Genomic DNA, 24,926 nt, shown 5'->3' with positions numbered 1-24,926 from the left:
TTTTCTACCTGTGTATTCGTACAACTTTATAACGGATTTTAAAATTAGTGCAGTTTGACTCTCGCTAAGGGAGTTGCGCCTCAACCCCTCTTTAGCGGACTAAACATCCGCTTTTCTTCATGCTTTGGTTGTAAATAAGTAAATTGTGCCGTTAACTGGCTCACAATTAGCAAAATGATATAAGCAATTAATCTTTGGTTACGCTTTAAGGTTAATCGGCTGAAAACGCTGATAAACATTAGGTTTTTCCGCAATATCAATGTGAGTATTCGCCACGAATTTATGTGGTTTTAAGGTTATTTAAGCAAAATTCACAAAAATCTATAAAAATATCGTGAAAGTATTGATATACTTCCCCCCGAATTTTAGAACGTAACTCAAACAGAGTAGAAAAATGACTGATTTATCAAAGTACAGAAACATTGGTATCTTTGCTCACGTTGACGCGGGTAAGACTACTACAACTGAGCGTATCCTTAAGCTTACCGGTAAGATCCATAAGATCGGTGAAGTTCATGATGGCGAATCAACAACTGACTTCATGGAACAGGAAGCTGAGCGTGGTATTACCATTCAGTCTGCTGCTGTTAGTTGTTTTTGGAACGACCACCGCTTTAACGTAATTGACACCCCTGGTCACGTTGACTTCACCGTTGAAGTTTATCGTTCTCTTAAAGTACTAGACGGCGGTGTTGGTGTATTCTGTGGTTCTGGTGGTGTTGAGCCACAATCAGAAACCAACTGGCGTTATGCTAACGAATCAGAAGTTGCTCGTATCATCTTCGTAAACAAGTTAGACCGTATGGGTGCTGACTTCTTACGCGTAGTTAAGCAAACTAAAGATGTACTAGCTGCTAACCCTCTAGTTATGGTTCTACCTATCGGTATCGAAGACGAGTTCAAAGGTGTTGTTGACCTACTAACTCGTAAAGCATGGGTATGGGACGAAACTGGACAAGCTGAAAACTACAAGATTGAAGACGTTCCAGCTGACATGGTTGACATGGTTGAAGAATACCGTGAGCAACTTATCGAGTCTGCTGTTGAGATGGACGACGATCTAATGGAAGCTTACATGGAAGGCGAAGAGCCATCTATGGAAGACGTTAAGCGTTGTATCCGTGCTGGTACTCGTACTATGCACTTCTTCCCTACATACTGTGGTTCTGCTTTCAAGAACAAAGGTATGCAGTTGCTTCTTGACGCTGTTGTTGATTACCTACCAAACCCAGTTGAAGTTGATCCACAACCTCTAACTGATGAAGAAGGTAACGAAACTGGCGAACACGCTCTTGTTGATACTGAAGAGCCATTCAAAGCATTAGCATTCAAGATCATGGATGACCGTTTTGGTGCCCTAACTTTCGTACGTATCTACTCAGGTAAGATCAAGAAAGGTGACACCATCCTTAACTCTGCTACAGGTAAAACTGAGCGTGTTGGTCGTATGGTTGAGATGCAAGCTGATGAGCGTAATGAACTAGATTCTGCTCAAGCTGGTGACATCATCGCGATTGTTGGTATGAAGAACGTGCAAACTGGTCACACTCTATGTGATGTTAAGCACCCTTGTACTCTTGAAGCAATGGTATTCCCAGAGCCAGTAATCTCTATCGCTGTAGCGCCAAAAGATAAAGGCGGAAGCGAGAAAATGGGTATCGCTATCGGTAAGATGATTGCTGAAGATCCATCTTTCCGCGTTGAAACTGATGAAGATTCAGGTGAAACCATCCTTAAAGGTATGGGTGAGCTTCACTTAGATATTAAGGTTGATATCCTTAAGCGTACTTACGGTGTTGACCTAGTTGTTGGTGAGCCTCAAGTTGCTTACCGTGAAACTATCACTCAAGTTATTGAAGATAGCTACACGCATAAGAAACAATCTGGTGGTTCTGGTCAGTTCGGTAAGATCGACTATGTTATCCGTCCAGGTGAGCAAAACTCTGGTTTCACTTTCAGCTCTTCAGTTGTTGGTGGTAACGTACCTAAGGAATTCTGGCCTGCAGTTGAGAAAGGTTTCGCATCTATGATGGAAACTGGTACTGTTGCTGGCTTCCCAGTACTTGACGTTGAACTAGAACTTACCGATGGTGCTTTCCACGCAGTTGACTCGTCAGCTATCGCGTTCGAAATCGCAGCTAAAGGTGCGTTCCGTCAATCTATGCCAAAAGCAGGTGCTCAACTTCTTGAGCCTGTGATGAAAGTTGACGTATTCAGCCCAGAAGACAACGTTGGTGACGTAATTGGTGACCTTAACCGTCGTCGTGGTATGATCAAAGACCAACAAGCTGGCGTAACTGGCGTACGTATTAAGGGTGATGTACCTCTTTCAGAAATGTTCGGTTACATCGGTTCTCTACGTACTATGACATCTGGTCGTGGTCAGTTCTCTATGGAGTTCTCACACTACAGCCCATGTCCAAACAGTGTTGCTGAAAAAGTTATCGCTGAAGTTAAAGAAAGAGAAGCTAAGAAGTAATTTAGCTGCTTAATCTTTGATAAAAGCCGCGATTTTTATCGCGGCTTTTTTGTATCTGCCAAAGCATAATACCAATCAGTATAAACATTTAGTCACTCAGCGAGAGTTTAGCGCTTCTGAGGCAAGGCAACGAGTGAAGAGCATAGTTGTTCTACGGTTAAACTCGTTAACACAGCATCAGAACCGCTAAAACTCGCCATTCTGGCGCGTTTTAGGCTGCCTACTTCTGCGTTGAATAATCTCACAAGGGAGCAACCATTGTTTCAGTTATTCGCCTTGAACTAGTTTGCCAAAAGCGCGCTGAGTTGATCAAATTCTTATACTGATTGGTATAAAACCTTAAGGAACATATTTTGTCACTGTACGCTCCAGCAGACTCGGTCGTGGTGTTTGATTTTGAAACCACCGGGCTTTCACCAGCTCAAGGTGATCGTGCGATAGAAATTGGTGCGGTTTTATTGCAAAGCGGTGCAGTTGTTGACCGATTCCAAGCACTGATGAACCCAGGTTTCGCTGTCAGTCGGTTTATTGCTGACTACACAGGTATCGACAACCACATGTTAGCGTCTGCGCCACCATGCAGCGAAGTGATGCAGCAATTTGCAGACTTCATACAAAACTATAATTTGGTTGCGCACAATGCCAGCTTTGATTGGCGGTTTTTACAACATGAGCTGGCTGCAATTGATAGAACGCCGCACAATCAGATCACCTGCTCTATGCTTATTGCAAGACGATTGGTGCAAACGGCGCCAAAACATAGCTTAGGTGAACTTGTCGAGTATTTGGATATTGAAAGCGATGGCGTGTTTCACCGCGCGTTAGATGATGCAGAGATGACCGCCAGACTATGGCTAAAGTTAGTGCAAAAATTACAACAACACTATCAAGTCACTCAACCTGACTTTAAGCTAATGCAGCAGATAGCAAAAACGCCAAAGGCTAAACTTAAGCAATTGTTCAGTAACCGATAGATATAAGCTCACCGACTAGGCAGATCCGCGGACCACTAGGCTAGTTTTAATTAATTGGCTATCGACTGGCTCACCGCGAATTTGCTTAAGTAAACACTCAACCAAAATCTCACCAGCCAATTTAGTGTCTTGCTTGACCGTGGTTAAAGGGGGATTAGCAAAACTTGCCACCGGTAAATCATCATAACCGACCACTTTAACTTGCTCTGGCACGTTAATCCCCTGCTCTTTTAGGGCGCGTATTGCACCAATGGCAATGAGGTCGCTAGCGCAAAAGATTGAATCAAACTGCTGTTTGGTGTTGATTAATGCCATAGCAGCGTCATAACCTGAAGATTCTGTGCTAATGGCGCTGTACTGCAGAGCACGATTAACGAGTAGCTTTTTGGCACTTAATGCCTGGCTGTATCCTAAATAACGAGACTTAAACTCTGGGCTATGCTCACTGGCATCGCCTAAAAATGCGATATCCTTTGCACCAAGTTGCAGTAAATGTTGTGTCGCAATGAAGCCACCTTGCTGATTATCACAACCCACACTCAAACGACCATCACTGTGTTGCTCCGGTCCCCAAATAACAAAGTGAGTATGCTGTTCAATCAGTTTGGCCAGTTTCTCTTGGTAATCTTTAAAGTCACCATAACCGAGTAATATGATGCCATCGGCTTTATTACTGTCTTCATAATCAGCATGCCAATCAGAGCTAAGCTGTTGAAAAGAAACTAATAGGTCATACCCTTGACGTGCAGTTGCACGCGTAATGGAACCCAACATCGTTAAAAAGAAAGGGTTAATATGCGAGTCGTCATTAGTGGGATCTTCGCACAACAAAAGTGCCAAAGTTAATGAACTTTGAGTTCTCAAATTACTGGCATTTTTATCCACTTTATAATTGAGCTCTTTGGCTATAGCGTGGATTTTTTGTTTAGTTTCTTCATTAACCAGAGGGCTATTGCGCAACGCACGCGATACCGTAGACTGAGAAACCCCAGCACGGTATGCGATGTCAATAGAGGTGGCTTTAATACTCATCGTTGAACGGCCTATTATTGTATTTGTTGGCGATCGATTAGTCTGAGATTATCATGCAAGCTATTAGGATTAAATGCCTAATTCATCGAAAAGATCATCGGCAATATCTTTACTTTTTGTATCATCCGCCGCTTTTGACCAAGGTGACTTTTCATTGTTGTCGTTGGTTTTTGTCTGGCCATGTTGAGCTAACAACTCATCAGGATCATGCTCTTCTTCGGCAAACTCATCCAGTTTAATAAATTCCGTTTTATCCATGGCAAATTCTAAATAGAAGATATGATTGTTGGCAGTTTTAAACGACACTCTTCGCGCAACCGCATCATCTAAATTGGTATCAATAGAGATAGTCAGCTCTTTATTAATGGTCAGCATTTTAGGTTGAGACTGGTTAATAGAGGTCTGTAACTGCTTGTTCACTTTATTGATGAAATCGCCAAGGATTTGATTCATCAACTCCCCCATCACATCACCCACTTCGTCTGAAGTATGTGAGAAGGCCAGTTCACTCTCAGGCATGCCCATTTGTTGCATATAAGCCCGGTATATCTCTATGGCGGCAGGTGCTGAGAAGTTGATGACAACCAATCCTGAAAAACCACCATCAAAAATAGAAAAGCAACCTAAATCAGGCTTTAAGCAGGTACGAGTAATACTTTGCACCATGGCCGCGTGGGAAACCTGGCTAGCAGTGGTACTGGATAATACATGGGAGACTGAATGGCAAAGTTTAAGCAAGATATCGTCTGAACTAATTACTTGTGGAGAAGTAGTCATGGAACGTAGCCTTTATTGAGTAATGATTAATTCTGCGCTGAAAATACAAAAAAATCAAAACCATTACATAACATTAACTATAACTGGGCAAATATCGTTCAGTTTTAAGACGGCAAGCTCGGTATCTATGCAGTTAAAGCGCTTTAATACTTTTGTCTATTAAGTGTTATCTGTTAGGTATTTTTGGCCAAAAGGCTGATTTTTCAGCCACTAAAAGGTGAGCAAGATCAACAAATTCAAAAACAAATTGTAAACATGATTAAGTTAATATTATTCATTCCGATGCATAGGTATATTCACTTGCATAACAAAAATATTTGCCTTGAATTTCATTAAAGGGGACATCATGGGACTTTTGCGCCAGTTGACCATCTTACAGCGACTAATTTTAATGTTAGTGCTAGCCGCGATCGGCACCTTTGTATTTGCTAGCTTTTCTATCAATGAACAGCGAAACAATCTTATTACACAGAAGTGGGTACAAAATGATGCGCAACTGAACACTGTACTCAGTGTGATTGAAGCCCATCGTCAGCAAGTCAACCAGCAAGCCATTAGCCTTGATCAAGCCAAAAGTGAAGTCGCTGAGCTTGTTAATCAAATACACTCTAGCCAAGATGGCTACTTTGTCTTAATTGATGACAATCAAACTATCATTGCTCACGGCGCCAATTCTCAGTTAATTGGCCAGCCTGCCAGCGCCATCCGCTCTCAAGATGGCCGCTCCCCCATGACAAAATTGATCAGTGATGCACGCAGTAACCAGATAGGTAAAGCGGAATTTGCCATTGCTAACCCATCGACTGGCATTGTAGAAACTAAACTGGTAGAAGCAAGAGCCTATGCCCCTTGGCAATGGACCTTAGTGACGGGTTCATACATGAGCGATATAAACGATGCAACATGGGGTGTGGTAATGAATTATCTCATTATCATGGTATTGATATCTGCACCGATTTTTGGCTTTTTCTTGGTCCTTAACCACTCTATTAGCTCGCCACTTAAAGAAGCCATCGCCGCCATGCGTGATATCGCGGAAGGCGAAGGTGACTTAACAAAGAGACTGCCCACTAAAGGTAAAGACGAAGTCGTCGACCTAGCGATTGCGTTTAATCTGTTTGTTAACAAAATCAACTTACTAGTAGCAGAGCTCAAGCCAGCCGGTGAAGAGATTAATCAAGACGCCCAACGCCTGCTTAATGCCGTTGGCGAGTCTAATGCCAGTGTGGACCACCTGCATCAAGAAACCAGCAGCGTTGCCACAGCGATCAATGAAATGCTGTCTACCACTCATGAAATGGCGAGCAACACCCAACAAGCCGCTGATGCTGCCAACAGTGTGAAAGACCAAGCGCAAAATAGTAAAGCGCAAATGGATAACACCGTACTGCATACCGAAAAGTTGGTCGAAGAGCTCCGCAGCTCTGAAGCGATCACGCATAACTTGGGGCAATCTTCTGACCAAATTGGTAGCATTCTTGACGTCATTCGTGGCATTGCCGACCAAACTAACCTCTTGGCTTTAAATGCCGCTATCGAAGCAGCTCGAGCTGGCACCCATGGACGTGGATTTGCAGTAGTGGCAGATGAAGTGAGAGCGCTAGCTAATCGCACCCAAGATTCTACCAACGAAATTCAAAAAATTATCGCTGATATTCAAGGTGGCGTTGCTTCGGTCATGACCAGCAATAGCGAAACGCAACAACAAAGTGAGCAGTTGCAGGTTCAAGCCAAAGAAGTGGGCGATGCTTTAGGTGAGATATTAGGGCTGATAGGTCACATCAGTGACATGAATACCCAATTAGCCAGTGCCACTGAAGAACAGTCTTTGGTGACAGAGGAGATTAACCGCAATATCTGCAGTATTACTGAGCTATCAGAAGTCTCGGTGCAAACCAATGAGAGTAACCAGCGCGCAGCTGAGTCTTTGCAAAAGATCAGTAAAGACAGCGCCCGCCTGCTAGGTCAATTTAAAGTAACCTAGCCTCCACCTACAATAGAGGCACTATCAAGTGCCTCTTTCACCTTCAAAAATATGTGTTAAGCTAGCCTACGATACGTGTGGACCTTCACTCAAATACGTTAAGGAACATTGATGGCCAGAATGACACTCGCGCTACATGAGCAGCTATACAGCATCCACAGCTTTGCGCCAGATACGCCGATTGACCCCATAGTGTTCACCCAACCCATGTATTTCATTGGAAAAACCCAAGACGAATTATCGATAGTCACTCCTAGCGAAATACAATTAGACAGCTTAGAGCAAGAAGATGACTGGCGATGCTTTGAAGTCATGGGACCCCTAGGCTTTTCTATGACAGGGATACTTTCAAGAGTGTCAGGTGCGTTGTCCGATGCCAACATCAGCATCTTCGCAATATCAACCTTTGATACTGACTACATTTTGGTGAAGAAAGAAAAACTGCAAGACGCTATCAATGCCCTTTCTCGTAAGAGCTATAAGATTGTAGAATACGGCTCAGATAGTTAACTACGTCATTTAAGGTGTATTGATGACACAAACCGAACATTTCCATAAAAATGTAACCATTATTGCTGAGCATGGTATTCATACCCGACCTGCTGCATTGTTGGTAAAAGCCGCAAAAAGCTACCCCTGTGATGTCATAGTTGAATGTAACGGCAAACAAGCTAGTGCAAAGAGTCTATTTAAACTGCAGACTTTGGGGCTATATAAAGGGGTTAGCGTCAATGTCAGTGCGCAAGGAGAGCAAGCGAAAGTGGCGGTTGAACATGTATCCGAGCTACTGATAACGTTAAGTTAATTGAATTATATGAAGGTCTGACATGGCATTAAAAGGGATATCAGTATCTAAAGGCATTGCCATTGGTCGTGCAGTGACTTTTAAGCCACAAGCACAGCAGCTCAATTATCAACTGATTGCAAAATCAGCCATCGGCAAAGAACAAAGCAAACTGGCATCAGCATTTGCGAAAATGATCGCTGTTTCCCAGCGTGCATTAAGTCATTGCCAACAACAAAGCGACTCATATGCGTTAGTTGAGTCAGACCTTTTACTACTTGAAGATGATGAGCTGCTTGCAGAAATAAGCGCGGCGATTAATAGCCAGCAATTCAGTGCAGCAGTGGCAGTAGAGCGCACTTTTGCAAAGCAAATTCAAGCACTAGAGAATTTAGACGACCCCTATTTATCAGCACGCGCTGACGATATTCGCTGCCTTAGCCAACGCATTATTAGTACCTTGATTTGTGGCCAATGCCAAAATATCGATACGCTACAAGACGATTCGATTGTTATCGCCAATGACCTGACCCCGGCAGAGTTTGCCTTACTACCTATAGAGAAAGTTAAAGGGTTAGTTTTGGTGACAGGTGGCCTTTCTAGTCACACAACTATCTTGGCAAAAAGCTGCAACCTACCGACTATCGTCAATTGTAAGGTGGATTTTTCCCTACTTGATGATTGCCCGATGGTGGCCATAGATTGCTTTGCCGGTGAGTTACACATTGCGCCTACCGCAGAGACGATTGCTGCCCTTAAAGCTGAGCAAGCAGCGTTAGCGCAATTGCAACAGCAGTTGGTTAAATATCAAGACTTGCCATTGCAGACTCAAGATGGTCAGCAAATAGGACTACTTGCGAATGTGGGCTCAGTGACTGAGATTGCGCATCTTAGCCATATCGCTTATCAAGGTGTCGGTCTATTTCGAACCGAATTTTTATTTATGCACGCCCAAAGCGCGCCTACAGAGCAGCAACAGTTTCAGATGTACTGCGATGCTTTGTCGTTACTCGATGGTCAACCATTAACAATCCGAACCATTGATGTGGGGGCCGATAAAGATGTCCCTTGCCTAAAAATAGCTAGCGAAGATAACCCAGCGCTTGGCCTACGTGGAATAAGATACACCCTCGCCCATCCAACACTTTTTTGTCAGCAACTAAGGGCCATCCTGCGGGCAGCAAATCACGGTTCAATTCGATTGATGTTCCCCATGATCAACCAAGTTGAAGAACTTGAACAAACCATTGCGATCATAGAGTCTTGCCGCCAACAGCTTATTCAACAAGAAAAAGGCTTTGGGCAATTGCAGCTGGGTATCGTGGTTGAAACGCCGGCTTGTGTTCTCAATCTAGAATCAATGTTGCCTTACATTGATTTCATCAGCATCGGCAGTAATGACTTAACGCAATACACAATGGCAGCCGATCGCGGAAACCCTAGCTTTATGGCTGACTACCCAAGTTTATCGCCCGCGGTAATTAAACTGATTGCAATGGCCATCAACCAAGCCAAGGCCGCCGATGTACATACCTCTGTGTGTGGTGAAATTGCCAGTTACCCGCCCGCATTGGCTTGCTTGGTAGGTTTAGGGGTTGATGAACTCAGTGTCAATCCAAGCGCCCTACTCGAAACAAAGCAAAACTTAAATAAACTTTCATTAAATCAGTGTCAAAAGCTGGCGCAGTTAGCTATGAAAGCCACTAGAATAACAGAGCTCAATAAGCTCCTTACAAACTGTTACTAAAGCTATTTATTGCTGTATGCTAGTCATTAAAACAACAACTACAGCAATAGCTAGGATAAAGAGGCCATACAAATGGGATTTTTAAGCCGCATTCGTAGATTGGTATCCGGACAGACCAAAATTGCCGGGGGAATAGAGGTTTATGCACCAGTCTCAGGAGAGATTGTTGCCATAGAAAAGGTCCCAGATGTTGTATTTGCAGAAAAGATAGTCGGTGATGGTATCGCCATTGCCCCCAAAGGCCATCAAATATTAGCTCCTGTTGATGGAACCATAGGCAAAATATTTGAAACTAATCATGCGTTTAGTATCGAGTCACCCCACGGTTTAGAATTGTTTGTCCATTTTGGTGTTGGTACCGTGGAACTGCGAGGGAATGGCTTCACACGCTTAGCCGAAGAGGGACAAACGGTTAAAGTTGGCGATCCCATTTTAGAATTCGATTTAAACTACCTAAAAGATCAAGTGGAAAGCCTGCTCACACCCGTTGTTTTAGCCAACATGGAAGATATCAAAGAGCTCGAAAAGCACCAAGGTACCATTGAAGCCGGCAAGGACATTATTTTCTCCGTGCAATTGTAGTCCCCAATTTTACGTCAGGCCGTTTAATTGGCCTGGCGTTAATCACAAAAAATAACCACTTGGCAAAGTAAAGCGATTAATTTTAATTCTCAGCGGTATTGAGTCGCTTGCAAGCCAATGCCACAATAACAAACCCTCATAAACCAAGGCTCAAGGAGTTGACGTTTGACCTTATACGGCATAAAAAATTGCGACACAGTTCGCAAAGCAAAAAAATGGCTAGAAACTAACAATATTGAGGTTAAGTTTCATGACTTTCGTGCAGACGGTATTAGTGCTGATATCATCGAACAATGGTTGACTCAAGTTGACTGGGAAACCCTCTTTAATAAACGTAGCACCAGTTTTCGCGCATTAAGCGATAACGACAAAGCCGATATAGATCAACAAAAAGCAATCAGTTTAATGGTGAGCCACCCGACGCTAATTAAGCGCCCAGTATTGGTGCTCGACGACCAAGTACTCGTTGGCTTTAAGGCCGAACTCTATCAAGGAGCACTTAGCTAATGAAAGATGATGTCTTAAAGCTCGCTCAGGATCTCATCTCTCGCCCTTCAGTGACGCCACTCGATGAAGGTTGCCAAGAATTAATGGCACAACGCTTAGCGCAAGCAGGTTTTAACATTGAGTCGATGGTTTTTGAAGATACAACCAATATGTGGGCCCGAAGAGGCAACGACGGTCCATTGTTTTGTTTTGCAGGCCACACCGATGTTGTTCCCGTCGGCGATCTCAACCGTTGGCATACCCCACCTTTTGATCCGGTAGTCATAGACGGCTATCTGCACGGTCGAGGCGCTGCCGACATGAAAGGCTCACTTGCTGCTATGTTAGTCGCCACCGAACGATTTGTGGCTAAAAACCCCGACCATCATGGCTCAATTGCGTTTCTCATCACCAGTGATGAAGAAGGACCTTTCATTAATGGCACAACCCGCGTCATTGATACCTTAGAAGCGCGTAATGAAAAGATCACTTGGTCACTAGTTGGTGAGCCTTCATCTACCCATAAACTCGGCGACATTGTTAAGAACGGCCGCCGTGGTAGCCTTACAGGTAACCTAACGGTTAAAGGCATTCAAGGCCATGTGGCTTACCCACACTTAGCCGATAATCCCATTCATAAAGCAGCACCTGCCTTAGATGAATTAGCCCGCATGAAATGGGATAATGGCAATGAATTTTTCCCGCCAACCAGTTTTCAGATAGCTAATATCAATGGGGGAACGGGCGCATCAAATGTGATCCCCGGTAACCTAGAAGTGATGTTTAACTTCCGTTACTCAACTGAAGTCACTGCTGAAATTCTAATTCAAAGAGTTCTGAATATTCTCGATGCCCATGGCCTCGATTATGACATTAGTTGGATATTTAACGGCTTACCTTTCCTCACAGGTGAAGGGCCGCTATTAGAAGCAACTAAGCAAGCAATTCAAGAAATCACTGGTACTGAAACGGATCCGCAAACATCAGGTGGGACCTCAGACGGCCGATTTATCGCCCCAACAGGCGCGGATGTTATCGAACTTGGCCCCGTTAACGCGACTATCCACAAAGTGAATGAGTGCGTTAAAGTCGCCGATTTAGACTTACTGGCTTTATGCTATGAGCGCATACTGGAAAAACTGTTGTGCCCTCAATAAGCCAGATAAAAAATAAGTCACTTTATGGCCTCGAAGAGCAACATTTAGTTGCCTTTGAAGGCCAGTTGCTGGAGCAAAAAACCGCCATTGCATTAGCTAAGATGCAGCAAGCAGCCTTTGATGATGGCGTCACGATTAGCCTATGTAGCGGTTACCGTAGCTTTGAAAAGCAGATGCAGATATGGAATAACAAAGCTAGCGGCAAGCGCCAGTTACTCGACCAGCACAATCAGCCTGTCGCATGGCAAGATTTGACTGTAAATAAATTGATCGACACCATTCTTATATGGTCAGCGCTGCCTGGAGCGTCGCGTCACCACTGGGGTACAGATGTCGATTTATTTGATGTTAGTGCAATTTCAAAGCAAGATTTACAACTTATCAGCACAGAATATCAGCCTGGCGGCCCATGTAATGCACTATACGAGTGGTTAGAAAAAAACAGCCATCGCTTTGGGTTCTACCGGCCATTCCAGCAAGGACTCAGCGGCGTCAGTCCAGAGCCTTGGCATTATAGTTTTTACCCAGTTAGCCAGCCTTTAACTCAACTTTATCAAGCAGAAGACTTAGCTGTCATTTTGAACGCCAATAATGTTCAGTTAAAACAGCAGCTAGTTGCAAGATTGCCAGAACTCGTTAAGGAGTACGTGTTCACAGTGGCACCGGCGCCCAAAGCATTCGTACAGGAACAAGTTATATGAAACTCCCAAACCTAACACTGGATCTCGATTCGCACCGTAAGACCTTTACGCTACACGATAGCAGTATTAGCTATATCGACATTGGCGAAGGCCCTACCATTTTGTTAGGCCATAGTTTTTTATGGGATAGCAGCATGTGGTGGCCGCAAATAGCAGCATTAAGCGAACACTACCGTTGTATTGTGCCAGATTTGTGGGGCCATGGTTTATCCAGTCCTGTCCCAGAAAATACCACCAATTTGAAAAATATTGCCGAGCAGTATTTGCAATTGATGGATAGCATTGGCATTGATAAGTTTTCAGTAGTCGGTCTATCTGTAGGTGGCATGTGGGGCGCAGAGCTCGCCCTGTTAGCGCCTAAACGCGTCACGACCTTGGCGATGCTTGGCTGTTTTATCGGTTTTGAACCCGAAGTCAGTCGCGCTAAATACAATCAGATGCTCGACACCATGACCATGCTACAGCAGATCCCTGCTGAAATGGTTAATCAAATTGCCCCTTTGTTTTTTGCGTCAAGCTGCCAGACCGACAACCCAGAGCTGTATGCAGCTTTTGAAGCACATTTGTTAGGCTACGCTGGCGACAGCTTAGATAGCATAGATAAAATGGGCAAAATGATTTTTGGTCGCCGCGATTTAATGGAAGAGAGCGATAAGTTAACCTTGCCAGTGTTAATCATGAACGGCACCGAAGATAAACCCAGACCCATCATTGAAGGTTATTTGATGCATGATGCCATTGATGGCAGTGAGTTTGTCCATATCCCCAATGCCGGACACATCTCAACCCTGGAGCAAAGTCAGTTTATCAACCAGCAATTACTCAGCTTTTTAGGAAAATACCTTGCCTAAATATGCCGACTATTTAACTATGCAATTAGCGAATCAAGTCTGCCCTACTAAGCTAGATTCGATAACACTCAGCCCAGCAATCTTATTAAAGGTATTTGCTAAAATATGAAATTACTCAAACCCTTATTTGATAATAATCGCCGTTGGGCCGGACGAATTCTTGAAGAAGATCCGACCTTCTTCAAACAACTTGCCGAACAACAAAGTCCCGAATACCTCTGGATTGGTTGCTCAGACAGTAGAGTACCGTCAAACCAGATCATCGATTTGATGCCTGGCGAAGTGTTCGTCCACCGCAACATTGCCAATATGGTTATTCATACTGACTTAAACTGTTTATCCGTTTTACAGTATGCCGTTGAGGTGCTTAAAGTTAAGCACATTATGGTTGTCGGCCATTATGGCTGCGGTGGAGTTAAAGCGTCCATGGGCACTGAGCGCCTCGGATTAATCGACAACTGGTTAGGCCATATTCGTGATATCTCACGGCTGCATGAAGTTGAATTAGCTAAACTCGACGAGAAAACCCGTTTTGACCGTTTGTGTGAGCTCAATGTCATTGAACAGGTCGGCAATGTTGCCAGTACAAACATCGTCCAAGATGCATGGCAAAACGGCCACAATGTCGCCATTCATGGTTGGATCTATAGCGTTGAAAACGGACTATTATCCGACCTTGATGTGACCGTCGATAACGACACGTTGAAAAAGCCAACTTAAGCCTGCATGGCTGAAAACAACGCGTTTTCAGCCACTTTATTGATTAGGCTTTAAGCTAACAGACCCAATATTGGTATTTTTGTTTAAATATTGCTTAATAAACATCGCAGTCTTGCCCCCTTCCCAGTTATAATCTTTTAGTTATGTTTTATTTCTAGCGCACGTTGCGCAGCGAATTCTAAGGAAATCTCCATGCCTGGTTTTGAATTATTTGGTCCTGAAGAAAAACAGGAAGTTGCAGATGTAATGGAAAATGGTTTTACCTTCCGTTATAACTTTGATCACATGCGTAATGACCGTTGGAAAACGCGTGAGATGGAGCAACTGCTTTGTGAAAAAATGAACGCAAAGCACGCACACCTTGTATCGAGTGGTACCGCAGCATTGCAAACCGCGATGGCCGCAGCCGGTATTGGCGCGGGTGATGAAGTGATTGTGCCGCCATTTACTTTCGTAGCCTCTGTCGAAGCCGTATTTATGGCGGGTGCGATTCCTGTCTTTGCCGAGATTGATGAAACCTTATGTTTATCTCCAGAAGGTATTGAAGCGGCTATCACTCCACGTACTAAAGCCATCAATTTGGTTCACATGTGTGGTTCTATGGCTAAGATGGACGAAATCAAAGCCATTTGTGATAAACACAATATTCTTATCCTAGAAGATGCTTGCCAAGCAATTGGTGGCAGCTATAAAGGCCAAGCGCTGGGTACTATCGGCGATGTAGGTTGCTACTCTTTTGACTCAGTAAAAACCATCACTTGCGGTGAAGGTGGTGCCATTATGACCAATAATGAGACCATCTATAACCATGCCCATATGTTCTCTGATCATGGCCACGATCATGTTGGTAATGACCGCGGTGCCGAAGGCCACCCAATTATGGGGCTAAATTTCCGTATTTCAGAAATGAACTCGGCGATGGGATTAGCGCAACTGCGTAAGCTGGACAAAATCATCGATATTCAGCGTACCAACAAAAAGCTGATTAAAGATGCCATGGCTGAAATTCCAGAGGTCACGTTCCGTGAAATCCCCGATCCAGAGGGTGATTCAGCCGGTTTCTTAACTTTCTTTATGCCAACTGAAGCGCGTACCATCGAGATCAACAAGAAGTTAGCTGAAAATGGCGTTGATGGCTGTTTCTACTGGTATATCAACAACTGGCATTACCTGTCTAACTGGAAGCACATTCAGGAGCTACAATCGCCAGCTGCTTTGCCGATCACATTAATCGAAGATAAGCCAGACTATACTCAGGTTTCTGTGCCTAAGTCAGACGCTATCATGAGCCGCACTATTTCTATGCTCATCAAGCTGTCTTGGACAGAAGACGAAATTAAGCAGCGTATTGAAAATATCAAACGCGCTTTCGCATAAAACCCATTCCTTTCCGCTACACCACGCGGTGTAGCGGTACTTTTTACAGTTAACGTCTCAATGGAGAAGGTTGTAATGAGTTTCAAAAATTTCAAATGCGTACCAAAAATGATTTTCGGTCGCGGTAGTTTCGCTCAGCTAGACCAAGTCCTTAGTGAAGAACGTCAATCAGACGATGATTTCGTGGTTTTTTTAGTTGATGATGTTCACCAAGACAAGCCATTAGGTGCACGTGTACCTGCTAAAGCACAAGATTTAGTCATCTATGTTAACGTTGATGATGAGCCTACAACTAAGCAAGTCGATGATTTAACTGAACAAGTTCAAGCTTATAATGCTAAGTTGCCAGTCAGTGTGATTGGTTTGGGCGGTGGTTCAACCCTAGATTTAGCTAAAGCCGTATCACTAATGCTAACCAACCCAGGCGGCAGCGCCATGTACCAAGGTTGGGATCTTATTAAGCATGCCGCTGTGCATCATATCGGTATTCCAACGGTGTCAGGCACTGGTGCTGAAGCGTCACGTACTGCGGTACTTTGCGGCCCAGTACGTAAACTCGGCCTCAACTCAGATTACACCGTATTTGATCAAATCATTATGGATTCTGAGCTCATTGATGGTGTGCCAACTGATCAATGGTTCTACACAGGTATGGATTGCTATATTCACTGTGTTGAGTCATTAGAAGGGACTTACCTTAACGAATTTGCTAAGGCCTTTGCAGAAAAATCTATGGATCTGTGCCGCGAAGTCTATTTAGACGATCACCCAGAAAAAGATGACAAGCTGATGATGGCATCTTACATGGGCGGCATGAGTATCGCCTACAGCCAAGTGGGCGCATGCCACGCAGTATCTTACGGCTTAGGCTACGTACTGGGTTACCACCATGGTATCGGTAACTGTTTAGCCTTTGATGTGTTAGAAGAGTTCTACCCTGAAGGCGTAGCTGAATTCCGTCAGATGATGAAGAAACACAGCATCACGCTACCAAAGAACATCTGTAAAGACCTACCGGATGAAACGATCGCTAAAATGGTCGCGGTAACTAAGAGCATGGGCCCACTATGGGACAATGTTTACGGTGAAGGCTGGGAAGAGAAAGTGACCGACGAAATGCTCACTAAACTGTTCCGTCGTATCTAGTCTAGCTGGCAATCGGGCGGAGAAAGTGCTCCGCCCTTTTATTGTAATCACATAGGTAAATGTAATGAATGTTACTCTGTTAATCCCCGCTCGCTATGGTTCTAGCCGCTTCCCAGGGAAACCACTCGCGCCGATTAACGGTAAGCCAATGATTCAACATGTTGTTGAACGCGCTTCGTTAGCCAAAGGCTTAACCAATATCTATGTCGCAACAGATGATGAACGGATTAAAGAGTCTGTTGAATCATTTGGCGGCCAAGTCGTTATGACTGATCCTAACGCGGCATCGGGTACTGATCGCATTGAAGATGCCATAACCCAGTTAGGCTTAGCCGATGATGACTTAGTGATCAACCTTCAAGGTGATCAGCCATTAATCGACCCCATTTCAATAGAACAAATTATTAGTTTGTTTGAACGCCATCCAGGCGAATTTGGCATGGCAACCCTAGGCTTCGAAATCACTGAAGAGCATGAACTCAACGATCCTAAACATGTAAAAATGGTTTTTGATAATGATTTTTACGCCTTGTATTTTTCGCGTGCTCGTATCCCTTTTGGTCGTGACACAGATGATTACCCTGTGTACAAACACTTAGGTGTTTATGCATACACGCGCAAATTTGTATCGACCTTTTCCAAGTTGCCGCTTGGGCGCCTTGAAGACCTAGAGAAACTTGAGCAACTGCGCGCTCTAGAGCATGGGTACAAGATTAAAGTGGCCATTAGTGCCTTTGATTCTCCAGAAGTTGATACCCCAGAAGATATTCGTATTTGTGAAGCTAGACTCGCAGTCGATTAATCCACGCTTAAATAGGGAGTTACTATGTCAGATTTGGAAGTCGCTCTGCTGATTTTATTGGTCGTCGGTGTTATCGCCAGCAACCTGGCAGTACTTAAGTACAGCGCCAAATTTAAGATGACCCAGTTTGGTAAAGACCATGGCAAGATTAAAACCAGCCAAGATAAACAGGTAAAACCAAGCGATGGCGATAGCGATAGCAAGCAGCAGTCAAACAAACCTGATTAGTGACCTAAAAGCATTAAAAAAGGCCAACTTTAACAAGTTGGCCTTTTTGTTTTATTAGCTGTAATGGCAACAGCGACTAAGGCTGGTCAGTCCCCACTTTAACTAGGAACTGACTTTATGCCAAAACGTTAGTCTTTTTGTAATTCGAGCTCTAGCTTACGAGCAATCTCCTCCGGAGAGCCGGTATTGCGCGCCAGCAGGCCATAAACAACCGGTATAACTAACAGAGTAAAGAATGTCGCTAGAATGATGCCCGACAGAACTACCACACCAATAACGAACCGGGTTTCAGCACCAGCGCCTTGAGCGAGTACTAGTGGCATGGCCCCCGCGGCGGTGGTGATACCTGTCATCAAAATCGGACGTAAACGCTGCGCGGCTGCTTGAACTATCGCTTGCTCAAACTCAACGCCTTTATCTCGTAGTTGGTTAGCAAACTCAACGATCAAAATACCATTTTTAGCCGCAAGACCAACTAACATAATAATCCCGATCTGCGAGTAAATGTTGAGACTTTGACCAGTGAAGTACAGGCCAACTAACGCACCTAATGTCGCCAATGGCACCGTCAACATGATGACCAAAGGATGTACATAGCTTTCAAACTGCGCCGCCAATACCAAGAATACGATGCCGAGTGCTAACACAAAGACAAACAGCATCGAATTACCAGAGTCTTGGTAATCCAATGATTGGCCTTTGTAGCTAATCACCGCCTCAGCTGGCAAATAGGTATAGGCGATATCATTGAGGTAGTCCAGTGCTTCACCTAAGCTGTATCCGTCAGCCAAGTTGGCTTCAATCGTAATCGAGCGCATACGATTATAACGGTTTAACTGACTGGCATCGGCAAACTCTTCCACGCTCACTAAGTTTGCCAATGGGATCAGTTCACCACTACGATCGGAGCGTACATAGATGTTACTTAAATCATTGGCCGTGTTTTGGTTATCACGATTACCTTCAATGATCACATCATACTCTTCACCGTCGCGCATAAAAGTGGTCACTAAGCGTGAGCCAAGCATTGATTCTAATGTCCGACCAATATGCGATATCGACACGCCTAAGTCAGCTGCCCTGTCTTTATCAATCACCACACGTAATTGCGGTTTGGTCTCTTTATAGTCATGGTCTACTCCGACCAAGTTAGGGTTTTCTTCGACTTTTTCCAGCATGATATCGCGCCACTGAGCAAGCGCTTCGTAGCTTGGACCGCCGAGTACAAATTGCACGGGTTTACCGACACCGCGGCCAAACGCTTGGCGCATGACAGGAAAGGCTCTTACTCCAGCTAAATCTGACAACCGGCCTCGAATATCGCCAATTATTTCATTGGCAGGACGACGCACAGACCAATCTTCTAACACGATAATCGCCATACCATTTGAAAAATCTGCGCCGCGACCGAAACCACGAGGTGCACGGATTAACAAACGCTTGATTTCACCCGCCTCAACCAATGGCATTAATCGATTTTCGATTTCATCCATATAAGGTTGAACATAGTCAAAACTGGCACCCTGTGGGCCATTAACAATCAAGAACATTGAACCGCGATCTTCTCGAGGAGCAAACTCCTGTGGTACTTCCTTCAGCAGATAGCCACTTGTACCTAAAGCCGCAAGAATAATTGAACTGACAATAATCGGGTGCTTCATTGCTCGAGTCAAAATGCGTTGGTACAGATTGGCAAGCGATGTCATGCCTTTATCAATTTGACGCACTAACCAAGGATCTTGCCCAGCAGGTTTGAGTAACTTGGAACACATCATCGGACTTAGGGTGAGTGCAACGATGCTAGAAAATATCACCGCGGCGCTCATCGCCACAGCGAACTCTTTAAACAGTTTACCCAAATCACCTTCTAGGAAGGTAATAGGCATAAACACCGCCACAAGCACTAAAGTGGTCGCTACCACTGCAAAGGCGACTTCCCGTGCACCTAAATAGGCCGCTTTTAGGGGGCTATCGCCCTCCTCAATGCGTCGATGGATGTTCTCCAATACCACAATGGCATCATCTACCACCATACCAATGGCCAAAATCATTGCTAACAAGGTTAATAAGTTGATGGTGTAACCTAAGGCATATAACACGATAAACGTCGCCATAAGCGAAACCGGAACTGTTAATGCAGGTATTAACATTGCCCTGACACTGCCAAGGAACAAGTAAATCACAATGATCACCAGCCCCATAGCAATAAACAGGGTTTGGTATACCTCTTTCACCGACGCCTCAATAAACACCGAACTGTCGTAAGAGCGTTTGATTTCCATACCCGCGGGTAAAGTAGGATTGATCACATCGACCAATTGATTCGCAGCACGGGCAACATCTAAGGTATTAGCAGTAGATTGCTTAGATACACCAAGACCAATCATCGCCTCCCGGTTACCTCTAAAGGTAATACGTTCCTCTTCTGAGCCAATTTCGACCCGAGCCACATCCCCTAACCTAACGAGGTAGCCATCTTCCCCTTCAGACAATACTAAGCTGGCAAAATCATCTTTGTTTTTAAAGCTACGTTCTAATCGTACAGTAAAATGCCGCTCAGCAGATTCAACCGAACCTGCCGGTAGCTCAACGTTTTCTGAACGTAACACCCGCTCAATATCTGCCACCGTAAGATTTCGGGCAGCTAACGCCTGGCGGTCTATCCAAACTCGCATGGCATAAACTTTACCACCACCAATACGAATATTGGCTACGCCGTCTAAAACCGAAAATCGGTCGACTAAATAACGGCGAGCGTAATCAGTAAGCTGCAACGTGGTCATTTGATCTGAAACCAAGTTCAACCACATGATCACTTCGTCACCGCCGTTAGATTTTTGTACTTCTGGTGGATCCGCTTCTTCAGGTAAGTTATTCAGCAAGCCCGAAACGCGATCACGTACATCATTAGCAGCCGCTTCAATATCTCTTTCAATATCAAACTCTAAAGTGACTGAAGAGCGGCCATCACGGCTCGAAGAGTTAATGTGGCGTATACCTTCAACGCCACTAATTCTATCTTCAATCAATTGCGTAATACGGCTTTCAACTACTGCAGCGCTGGCGCCGCGATAATTGGTTTGAATCGATACCACGGGGGGATCAATATTCGGGTATTCTCGTAATGGCAGTTTCTCGAAAGCCACTAAACCAAAAGCAATTAATAATATGCTGATCACCGAAGCAAATACGGGGCGTTTAACCGATAAGTCCGTTAAGATCATACTGTCGGTTCCACCTTAGCTCGGTCAAGAAAACTAAAGCGCTCACTAAACTGCACTTTTACTTCATCACCTGGTTTAACTTTCAATATGCCACGTATCATCACTTGTTCGTTTAGCTCGACGCCATCAACAATCTCCACCCAGCCTCTTTTGCGTAAACCTAATTGCACCTGACGACGCTCAACAACATTGTCACTGTTAACTAGGTAAACAAAATGATTACTTTGAATAGGAATGATTGCAGACTCAGGGATAATCAAGGCTTCACGATTTTGCTTGATTAAATTAACCTTCATCAACATACCGGGTAATAAGCGTAAGTCTGGATTAACGATTTCTGCCCGTACGATCACCGCACGGGTTGTAGGGTTGATACGGCTGTCAATCGATACTACTTTGCCTGTGAACACAGTATCGGGATACGCAACCGCTTTAGCCTCGACATCTTTGCCCACTTCTAAAGATTGCAAGAAACGCTCTGGCACTGAAAAATCCAGTTTGATAATTGAGATATCATCTAACGTTGTGATCACCGTGCCAGGTGTAACTAGACTACCGGCACTGACTTGTCTAAGCCCTAAACGGCCGCTAAATGGTGCAATGATGCGGCGATCTTTCAAAGCGGATTCAGCCTGCTCGAGTTCTGCTCTTGCTGTATCGATAAGCGTTTGCAACCTATCACGTTCAAGCTCAGCAACTGTTTGGCTGGTCACTAGGGTGCGAATACGGTCAAGTTCGCGACGGTGATCGTTCACCCGTACTTTTGCCACGGTGACCCGTGCAGCTTGCTCTCTGTCCTGTAGCTGCACCATCAGATCGCCTTTGTTGACCAATTGACCATCTTTAAAGTTAATCAGTGTGATCACATCGCTCACTTTAGGCGTCACGGTAATCGACTCATACGCTTTGCTTGTACCAAGCGCTTCAACCTCATCTCGAACAGGAGACAGCATGGCTTTCGCAACGACAACATTAGGAGTCGGCCTTTGGCGGGTTTGTTGGGTAGAGTCGGTCGGTGCGAGCTGCATGTACACCGTGACGGCCAATGCTGCGAACACTAAAATTATTATTATTTTTTTCATTAATTTTCCGAGTACTGACAGGGTTTAGTGCAATTAGTTTACCTTTACGCTCAGTTGCTTCAAGGGGTTTTACCTTTGCTTACAAAGTTCACATTTTGATAACACGAAAGCGCTTACACAATGTATAAGTGCAAACGCAAAAACCAGGTAATTTTGTAGTGAAATACTCGCTGTATGTGCAAGTTAGAAGGGTATTACGTTAGTCAGTCACAACTGGATCAAAATATGTGGCTAAATTTGATAATTGAACGCACCGTAATCTGGGGCGAGTTGTAGTAATTCCAATAGACTGTTTTGATTAATAGGTTTGGACATAAAATAACCTTGAGCATACTGACAATCCATATTCCGCAACGCCGTGTACTGATGTTGAGTTTCTACCCCTTCGGCTATGGTGGCAATATCCAGTGTTTTAGCCAGGCTCAATATTGCATCTAAAATCGCTTGATTACCCTCACCCGCTTCCATGTGACTGATAAATGAGCGGTCAATTTTAAGCGAGTCAAAGGTATATTGTTGCAGATAACTTAACGATGAATAGCCTGTGCCAAAATCATCCAAGGAAATACTGATCCCCATTTGGCGCAATCGCTCTATGGTGTCTTTGGTTTCCTCTACTGAACTGACAATCGTCTGCTCGGTAATTTCAATTGCGAGATGTTTCAATAATTTGGGCGATTCAGCAAAATATTGATTTAAGCGTGCAATGAGTTTGCGTGAATTAAAGCCTTCACCAGATATATTGATACTGAGTTTGAAATCAGCGCCAAACTGCGCCTCTTGCTCTGATAAAAACGCCAAAGCCGCTTTTACCACATAATTATCTAGCTTGCCCATCAACTGCGCTCGCTCAAACTCTGGCAAAAAACGCGCTGGCGGGATCTCGCCAAGTTCCGGATGCTGCCAGCGAATTAGCGCTTCAGCGCCATAAATAGTCCCCGTATCTAAGTCGACCAAAGGCTGATAAACCAGGAATAACTGCTTATCCTTAACCGCCTGATTAAACTCAGTTTCAAGCTTATAACTCGACGTTTGGCTACGCTTGCTGTCATCAAAACAATATACCTGACCACGCCCTTTGAGCTTAGCTTGATACATGGCCTCATCGGCAAACACCAACAGTTGCTCGGTGTTATCACCACCGTAAAAATGTTCAGCAATACCGATACTGACCGACACCACTATTTCAATGTCGCCCAACTTAATAGGCTTGTTTAATACCGTTAATATTTGCTCTGCAGTGCGTTTAACTTCATCGACACTAAAAATATCTTCAATCAGTATGGCGAACTCATCACCGCCTAACCGGCATAAAGTATCTTGCTTGCGCAAACAGGCATTTATCCTGCGGCTCACCTCAACCAATAGCTGATCACCAATGTGATGACCATGATTGTCATTGATCTGTTTAAACCTATCTAAATCCAAATAGCAAACAGCAATACCTAAAATGCTCTCCGCTTCGATATTATCTATGGCATGACTTATTCTATCTGCAAAAAGTAACCGATTAGGTAGCTTTGTGAGCGGATCATGCAGCGCAAGAAACTCCATTTTTGATTTGGCATTTTTACGTTCGATGGCGTTACGAATGTGCTTAGCAACAAAAACAAGTAACTGCATATCTTTATCAGTAAACAGATAGGTGTCACTGTAGCTTTGTACCACGACAATACCGCTAAAACTGTCATCGCCAAAAGGCACACCTAACCAGGCTTTGGGCACGGTACCTTCTACGGTTAGCTCGCCGGCTTGCACCAAATGACCAATTTGTGCTTCGGTCACTAACAGTGGCTTTTGACGCTTAAGCACATAACTTGTAATGCTGACTATCTCATCATGCAGTGGGATGGTCCTGCCCTGTACATCAGTATCAAACTCATCGGCATAATAGGGAAGCGAAACAGTTTGAGAGGCGTTATCGAGTAAACCAACATAGAAATTTTTAGCAAAAGTCAGTTTACCAATACAACGATGTAATTTTTGGTAAAAGCCACTCATGCTGTCGGTTTCAAAGATGATTTCTGCAATTTCAAACAACGAATCTTGGATCTTACTGCTGTACTCTAATTCTTCTACGGTACGCTGTAGTTGCTGCAGTGTGAGTAGTTTTTGAATTTTAACGGCGGCTATTGATGCTAAGGCAAACACGGTGCGCTCGTGTTGTTTGGTGTAAAAATCCTGCTGGGGATGCTCAGAATCAATGACACCAATAACCTTACCGTCAGCCAACATAGGTACAGCAAGCTCTGATAAACGCACCTCATCATCAACAATATACTCGGGATGTAAACGTGTATCGCCAATACGGATTGGCACTCTTTCTCGAGCGGCTTTGCCGACAATACCGGTATTTAATGGGATCACAATGGGAGACAAAATGAGCTTGGCAACCGGGTTTTTATTACCAAAAGTCGCCTTTTGTACCAAGTGCTGTTGGTCGCTATCTAAAAGATAAATAACAATGTCATCTAGGCCCAATTGCGACACAACATTTTGTGCAACGTGCCAAAGAATGTCATCAACACTTTTTGCAGTGAGTAAGTCGACCGCAAATTCACTGACAATTTTGAGATTTGTGGCTTCTATTTCTTGCAATTGAAGCGTTCGCTTCATAGAGTCGCTCCCTACTGCCTACAACGCAACTTTTATTATCATTATTGATTCAGATATCTTCCGTACCCAATACAGACGACAATATTTACTATATGGTACAGCCCGCCCAACCGCAACATTTTGTTAACAGCATCAATTTGGCAAATCGAATACCAATCAGTATAAATATTTAGTCAC

Annotated in this window: 22 protein-coding genes; 16 read left to right on the top strand and 6 right to left on the bottom strand. The window is 44.1% G+C overall.

Features of this window, described 5'->3' with window-relative positions; all coding sequences use genetic code 11:
- Positions 1–394 precede the first annotated feature (394 nt).
- Positions 395–2,479, top strand: coding sequence for an elongation factor G (fusA, locus tag FLM48_RS10315; RefSeq protein ID WP_028773858.1), 2,085 nt, complete (start codon positions 395–397; stop codon positions 2,477–2,479).
- A gap of 107 nt (positions 2,480–2,586) precedes the next feature.
- Here the strand turns inward: fusA and FLM48_RS10310 are convergent, their stop codons facing one another.
- Positions 2,587–2,724, bottom strand: coding sequence for a hypothetical protein (locus FLM48_RS10310; protein WP_179024572.1), 138 nt, complete (start codon positions 2,722–2,724; stop codon positions 2,587–2,589).
- Positions 2,725–2,832: 108 nt separating this feature from the next.
- Here FLM48_RS10310 and FLM48_RS10305 point away from each other — a divergent pair, with 108 nt between their 5' ends.
- Positions 2,833–3,453 (top strand): PolC-type DNA polymerase III, encoded by a 621-nt coding sequence (locus FLM48_RS10305; RefSeq protein ID WP_179024571.1) that lies wholly within the window; start codon positions 2,833–2,835, stop codon positions 3,451–3,453.
- 15 nt (positions 3,454–3,468) lie between these two features.
- Here FLM48_RS10305 and FLM48_RS10300 read toward each other — a convergent pair whose 3' ends face one another.
- Positions 3,469–4,485: a LacI family DNA-binding transcriptional regulator gene (locus FLM48_RS10300; protein ID WP_179024570.1), complete on the bottom strand. Its 1,017-nt coding sequence runs from the start codon at positions 4,483–4,485 to the stop codon at positions 3,469–3,471.
- Positions 4,486–4,554: 69 nt separating this feature from the next.
- On the bottom strand, positions 4,555–5,262 hold the full coding sequence (locus FLM48_RS10295) for a DUF3334 family protein (RefSeq protein WP_028773860.1): 708 nt from the start codon (positions 5,260–5,262) through the stop codon (positions 4,555–4,557).
- 343 nt (positions 5,263–5,605) lie between these two features.
- Here FLM48_RS10295 and FLM48_RS10290 point away from each other — a divergent pair, with 343 nt between their 5' ends.
- The 14 genes from FLM48_RS10290 to FLM48_RS10225 all read left to right on the top strand — a co-directional run bounded on the left by FLM48_RS10290 (position 5,606) and on the right by FLM48_RS10225 (position 17,827).
- Positions 5,606–7,246, top strand: a complete 1,641-nt coding sequence (locus FLM48_RS10290; RefSeq protein WP_028773861.1) for a methyl-accepting chemotaxis protein — start codon at positions 5,606–5,608, stop codon at positions 7,244–7,246.
- A 111-nt stretch (positions 7,247–7,357) separates the two neighbouring features.
- Positions 7,358–7,756 (top strand): ACT domain-containing protein, encoded by a 399-nt coding sequence (locus tag FLM48_RS10285; RefSeq protein ID WP_179024569.1) that lies wholly within the window; start codon positions 7,358–7,360, stop codon positions 7,754–7,756.
- Positions 7,757–7,778: 22 nt separating this feature from the next.
- On the top strand, positions 7,779–8,051 hold the full coding sequence (locus FLM48_RS10280) for an HPr family phosphocarrier protein (protein WP_028773863.1): 273 nt from the start codon (positions 7,779–7,781) through the stop codon (positions 8,049–8,051).
- A gap of 22 nt (positions 8,052–8,073) precedes the next feature.
- Positions 8,074–9,777 carry a phosphoenolpyruvate--protein phosphotransferase gene (gene ptsP / locus FLM48_RS10275; RefSeq protein ID WP_179024568.1) on the top strand — a complete coding sequence of 568 codons (1,704 nt, stop codon included), beginning with the start codon at positions 8,074–8,076 and terminating at the stop codon, positions 9,775–9,777.
- A gap of 72 nt (positions 9,778–9,849) precedes the next feature.
- The gene (crr, locus tag FLM48_RS10270; RefSeq protein WP_179024567.1) at positions 9,850–10,359 is read left to right on the top strand and encodes a PTS glucose transporter subunit IIA; all 510 of its coding nucleotides are present in this window, start codon (positions 9,850–9,852) and stop codon (positions 10,357–10,359) included.
- 165 nt (positions 10,360–10,524) lie between these two features.
- On the top strand, positions 10,525–10,866 hold the full coding sequence (locus FLM48_RS10265) for an ArsC family reductase (protein WP_179024566.1): 342 nt from the start codon (positions 10,525–10,527) through the stop codon (positions 10,864–10,866).
- Positions 10,866–12,002, top strand: a complete 1,137-nt coding sequence (dapE, locus tag FLM48_RS10260; RefSeq protein WP_179024565.1) for a succinyl-diaminopimelate desuccinylase — start codon at positions 10,866–10,868, stop codon at positions 12,000–12,002. The genes FLM48_RS10265 and dapE overlap by 1 nt, the downstream gene beginning before the upstream one ends.
- Positions 11,990–12,703 carry a M15 family metallopeptidase gene (locus FLM48_RS10255; RefSeq protein WP_256871111.1) on the top strand — a complete coding sequence of 238 codons (714 nt, stop codon included), beginning with the start codon at positions 11,990–11,992 and terminating at the stop codon, positions 12,701–12,703. Before dapE ends, FLM48_RS10255 begins: the two co-directional genes overlap by 13 nt.
- Positions 12,704–12,720: 17 nt before the next feature.
- A complete protein-coding gene (locus FLM48_RS10250; RefSeq protein WP_179026340.1) occupies positions 12,721–13,554 on the top strand; it encodes an alpha/beta fold hydrolase in 834 nt (277 codons plus the stop codon).
- Between the two features lie 105 nt (positions 13,555–13,659).
- The gene (can, locus tag FLM48_RS10245) at positions 13,660–14,274 is read left to right on the top strand and encodes a carbonate dehydratase (protein WP_179024564.1); all 615 of its coding nucleotides are present in this window, start codon (positions 13,660–13,662) and stop codon (positions 14,272–14,274) included.
- Between the two features lie 192 nt (positions 14,275–14,466).
- Positions 14,467–15,651: an 8-amino-3,8-dideoxy-alpha-D-manno-octulosonate transaminase KdnA gene (gene kdnA, locus FLM48_RS10240; RefSeq protein ID WP_028773871.1), complete on the top strand. Its 1,185-nt coding sequence runs from the start codon at positions 14,467–14,469 to the stop codon at positions 15,649–15,651.
- A 75-nt stretch (positions 15,652–15,726) separates the two neighbouring features.
- Positions 15,727–16,797: a 3-deoxy-alpha-D-manno-octulosonate 8-oxidase KdnB gene (gene kdnB / locus FLM48_RS10235; RefSeq protein ID WP_179024563.1), complete on the top strand. Its 1,071-nt coding sequence runs from the start codon at positions 15,727–15,729 to the stop codon at positions 16,795–16,797.
- A 64-nt stretch (positions 16,798–16,861) separates the two neighbouring features.
- Complete coding sequence (gene kdsB, locus FLM48_RS10230) at positions 16,862–17,599, top strand: 8-amino-3,8-dideoxy-manno-octulosonate cytidylyltransferase KdsB (RefSeq protein WP_028773873.1); 738 nt, start codon at positions 16,862–16,864, stop codon at positions 17,597–17,599.
- Positions 17,600–17,623: 24 nt separating this feature from the next.
- Positions 17,624–17,827, top strand: coding sequence for a DUF2897 family protein (locus tag FLM48_RS10225; protein WP_179024562.1), 204 nt, complete (start codon positions 17,624–17,626; stop codon positions 17,825–17,827).
- Between the two features lie 128 nt (positions 17,828–17,955).
- On the opposite strand, the gene FLM48_RS10220 is transcribed toward FLM48_RS10225, so the two are convergent.
- From FLM48_RS10220 to FLM48_RS10210, 3 genes are all read right to left on the bottom strand, one after another.
- The gene (locus FLM48_RS10220) at positions 17,956–21,051 is read right to left on the bottom strand and encodes an efflux RND transporter permease subunit (protein WP_028773875.1); all 3,096 of its coding nucleotides are present in this window, start codon (positions 21,049–21,051) and stop codon (positions 17,956–17,958) included.
- Positions 21,048–22,079 (bottom strand): efflux RND transporter periplasmic adaptor subunit, encoded by a 1,032-nt coding sequence (locus FLM48_RS10215; protein WP_372847479.1) that lies wholly within the window; start codon positions 22,077–22,079, stop codon positions 21,048–21,050. The genes FLM48_RS10220 and FLM48_RS10215 overlap by 4 nt, the downstream gene beginning before the upstream one ends.
- A 285-nt stretch (positions 22,080–22,364) precedes the next feature.
- Positions 22,365–24,749, bottom strand: a complete 2,385-nt coding sequence (locus FLM48_RS10210; RefSeq protein WP_179024560.1) for an EAL domain-containing protein — start codon at positions 24,747–24,749, stop codon at positions 22,365–22,367.
- Positions 24,750–24,926: the final 177 nt, after the last annotated feature.

This window comes from Shewanella sp. Scap07, from assembly GCF_013394145.1.
Taxonomy (GTDB): Bacteria; Pseudomonadota; Gammaproteobacteria; order Enterobacterales; family Shewanellaceae; genus Shewanella; species Shewanella waksmanii.
This window is presented reverse-complemented; position numbering and strand designations above follow the sequence as displayed.

What these genes read in the sequence shown, in the direction of transcription:
- fusA (WP_028773858.1), top strand. Translation starts at nt 395, where the DNA reads ATGACTGATTTATCAAAGTACAGAAACATTGGTATCTTTGCTCACGTT.
- FLM48_RS10300 (WP_179024570.1), bottom strand. Translation starts at nt 4,485, where the DNA reads ATGAGTATTAAAGCCACCTCTATTGACATCGCATACCGTGCTGGGGTT.
- FLM48_RS10295 (WP_028773860.1), bottom strand. Translation starts at nt 5,262, where the DNA reads ATGACTACTTCTCCACAAGTAATTAGTTCAGACGATATCTTGCTTAAA.
- FLM48_RS10285 (WP_179024569.1), top strand. Translation starts at nt 7,358, where the DNA reads ATGGCCAGAATGACACTCGCGCTACATGAGCAGCTATACAGCATCCAC.
- FLM48_RS10280 (WP_028773863.1), top strand. Translation starts at nt 7,779, where the DNA reads ATGACACAAACCGAACATTTCCATAAAAATGTAACCATTATTGCTGAG.
- ptsP (WP_179024568.1), top strand. Translation starts at nt 8,074, where the DNA reads ATGGCATTAAAAGGGATATCAGTATCTAAAGGCATTGCCATTGGTCGT.
- crr (WP_179024567.1), top strand. Translation starts at nt 9,850, where the DNA reads ATGGGATTTTTAAGCCGCATTCGTAGATTGGTATCCGGACAGACCAAA.
- dapE (WP_179024565.1), top strand. Translation starts at nt 10,866, where the DNA reads ATGAAAGATGATGTCTTAAAGCTCGCTCAGGATCTCATCTCTCGCCCT.
- can (WP_179024564.1), top strand. Translation starts at nt 13,660, where the DNA reads ATGAAATTACTCAAACCCTTATTTGATAATAATCGCCGTTGGGCCGGA.
- kdnA (WP_028773871.1), top strand. Translation starts at nt 14,467, where the DNA reads ATGCCTGGTTTTGAATTATTTGGTCCTGAAGAAAAACAGGAAGTTGCA.
- kdnB (WP_179024563.1), top strand. Translation starts at nt 15,727, where the DNA reads ATGAGTTTCAAAAATTTCAAATGCGTACCAAAAATGATTTTCGGTCGC.
- kdsB (WP_028773873.1), top strand. Translation starts at nt 16,862, where the DNA reads ATGAATGTTACTCTGTTAATCCCCGCTCGCTATGGTTCTAGCCGCTTC.
- FLM48_RS10225 (WP_179024562.1), top strand. Translation starts at nt 17,624, where the DNA reads ATGTCAGATTTGGAAGTCGCTCTGCTGATTTTATTGGTCGTCGGTGTT.
- FLM48_RS10220 (WP_028773875.1), bottom strand. Translation starts at nt 21,051, where the DNA reads ATGATCTTAACGGACTTATCGGTTAAACGCCCCGTATTTGCTTCGGTG.
- FLM48_RS10215 (WP_372847479.1), bottom strand. Translation starts at nt 22,079, where the DNA reads ATGCAGCTCGCACCGACCGACTCTACCCAACAAACCCGCCAAAGGCCG.
- FLM48_RS10210 (WP_179024560.1), bottom strand. Translation starts at nt 24,749, where the DNA reads ATGAAGCGAACGCTTCAATTGCAAGAAATAGAAGCCACAAATCTCAAA.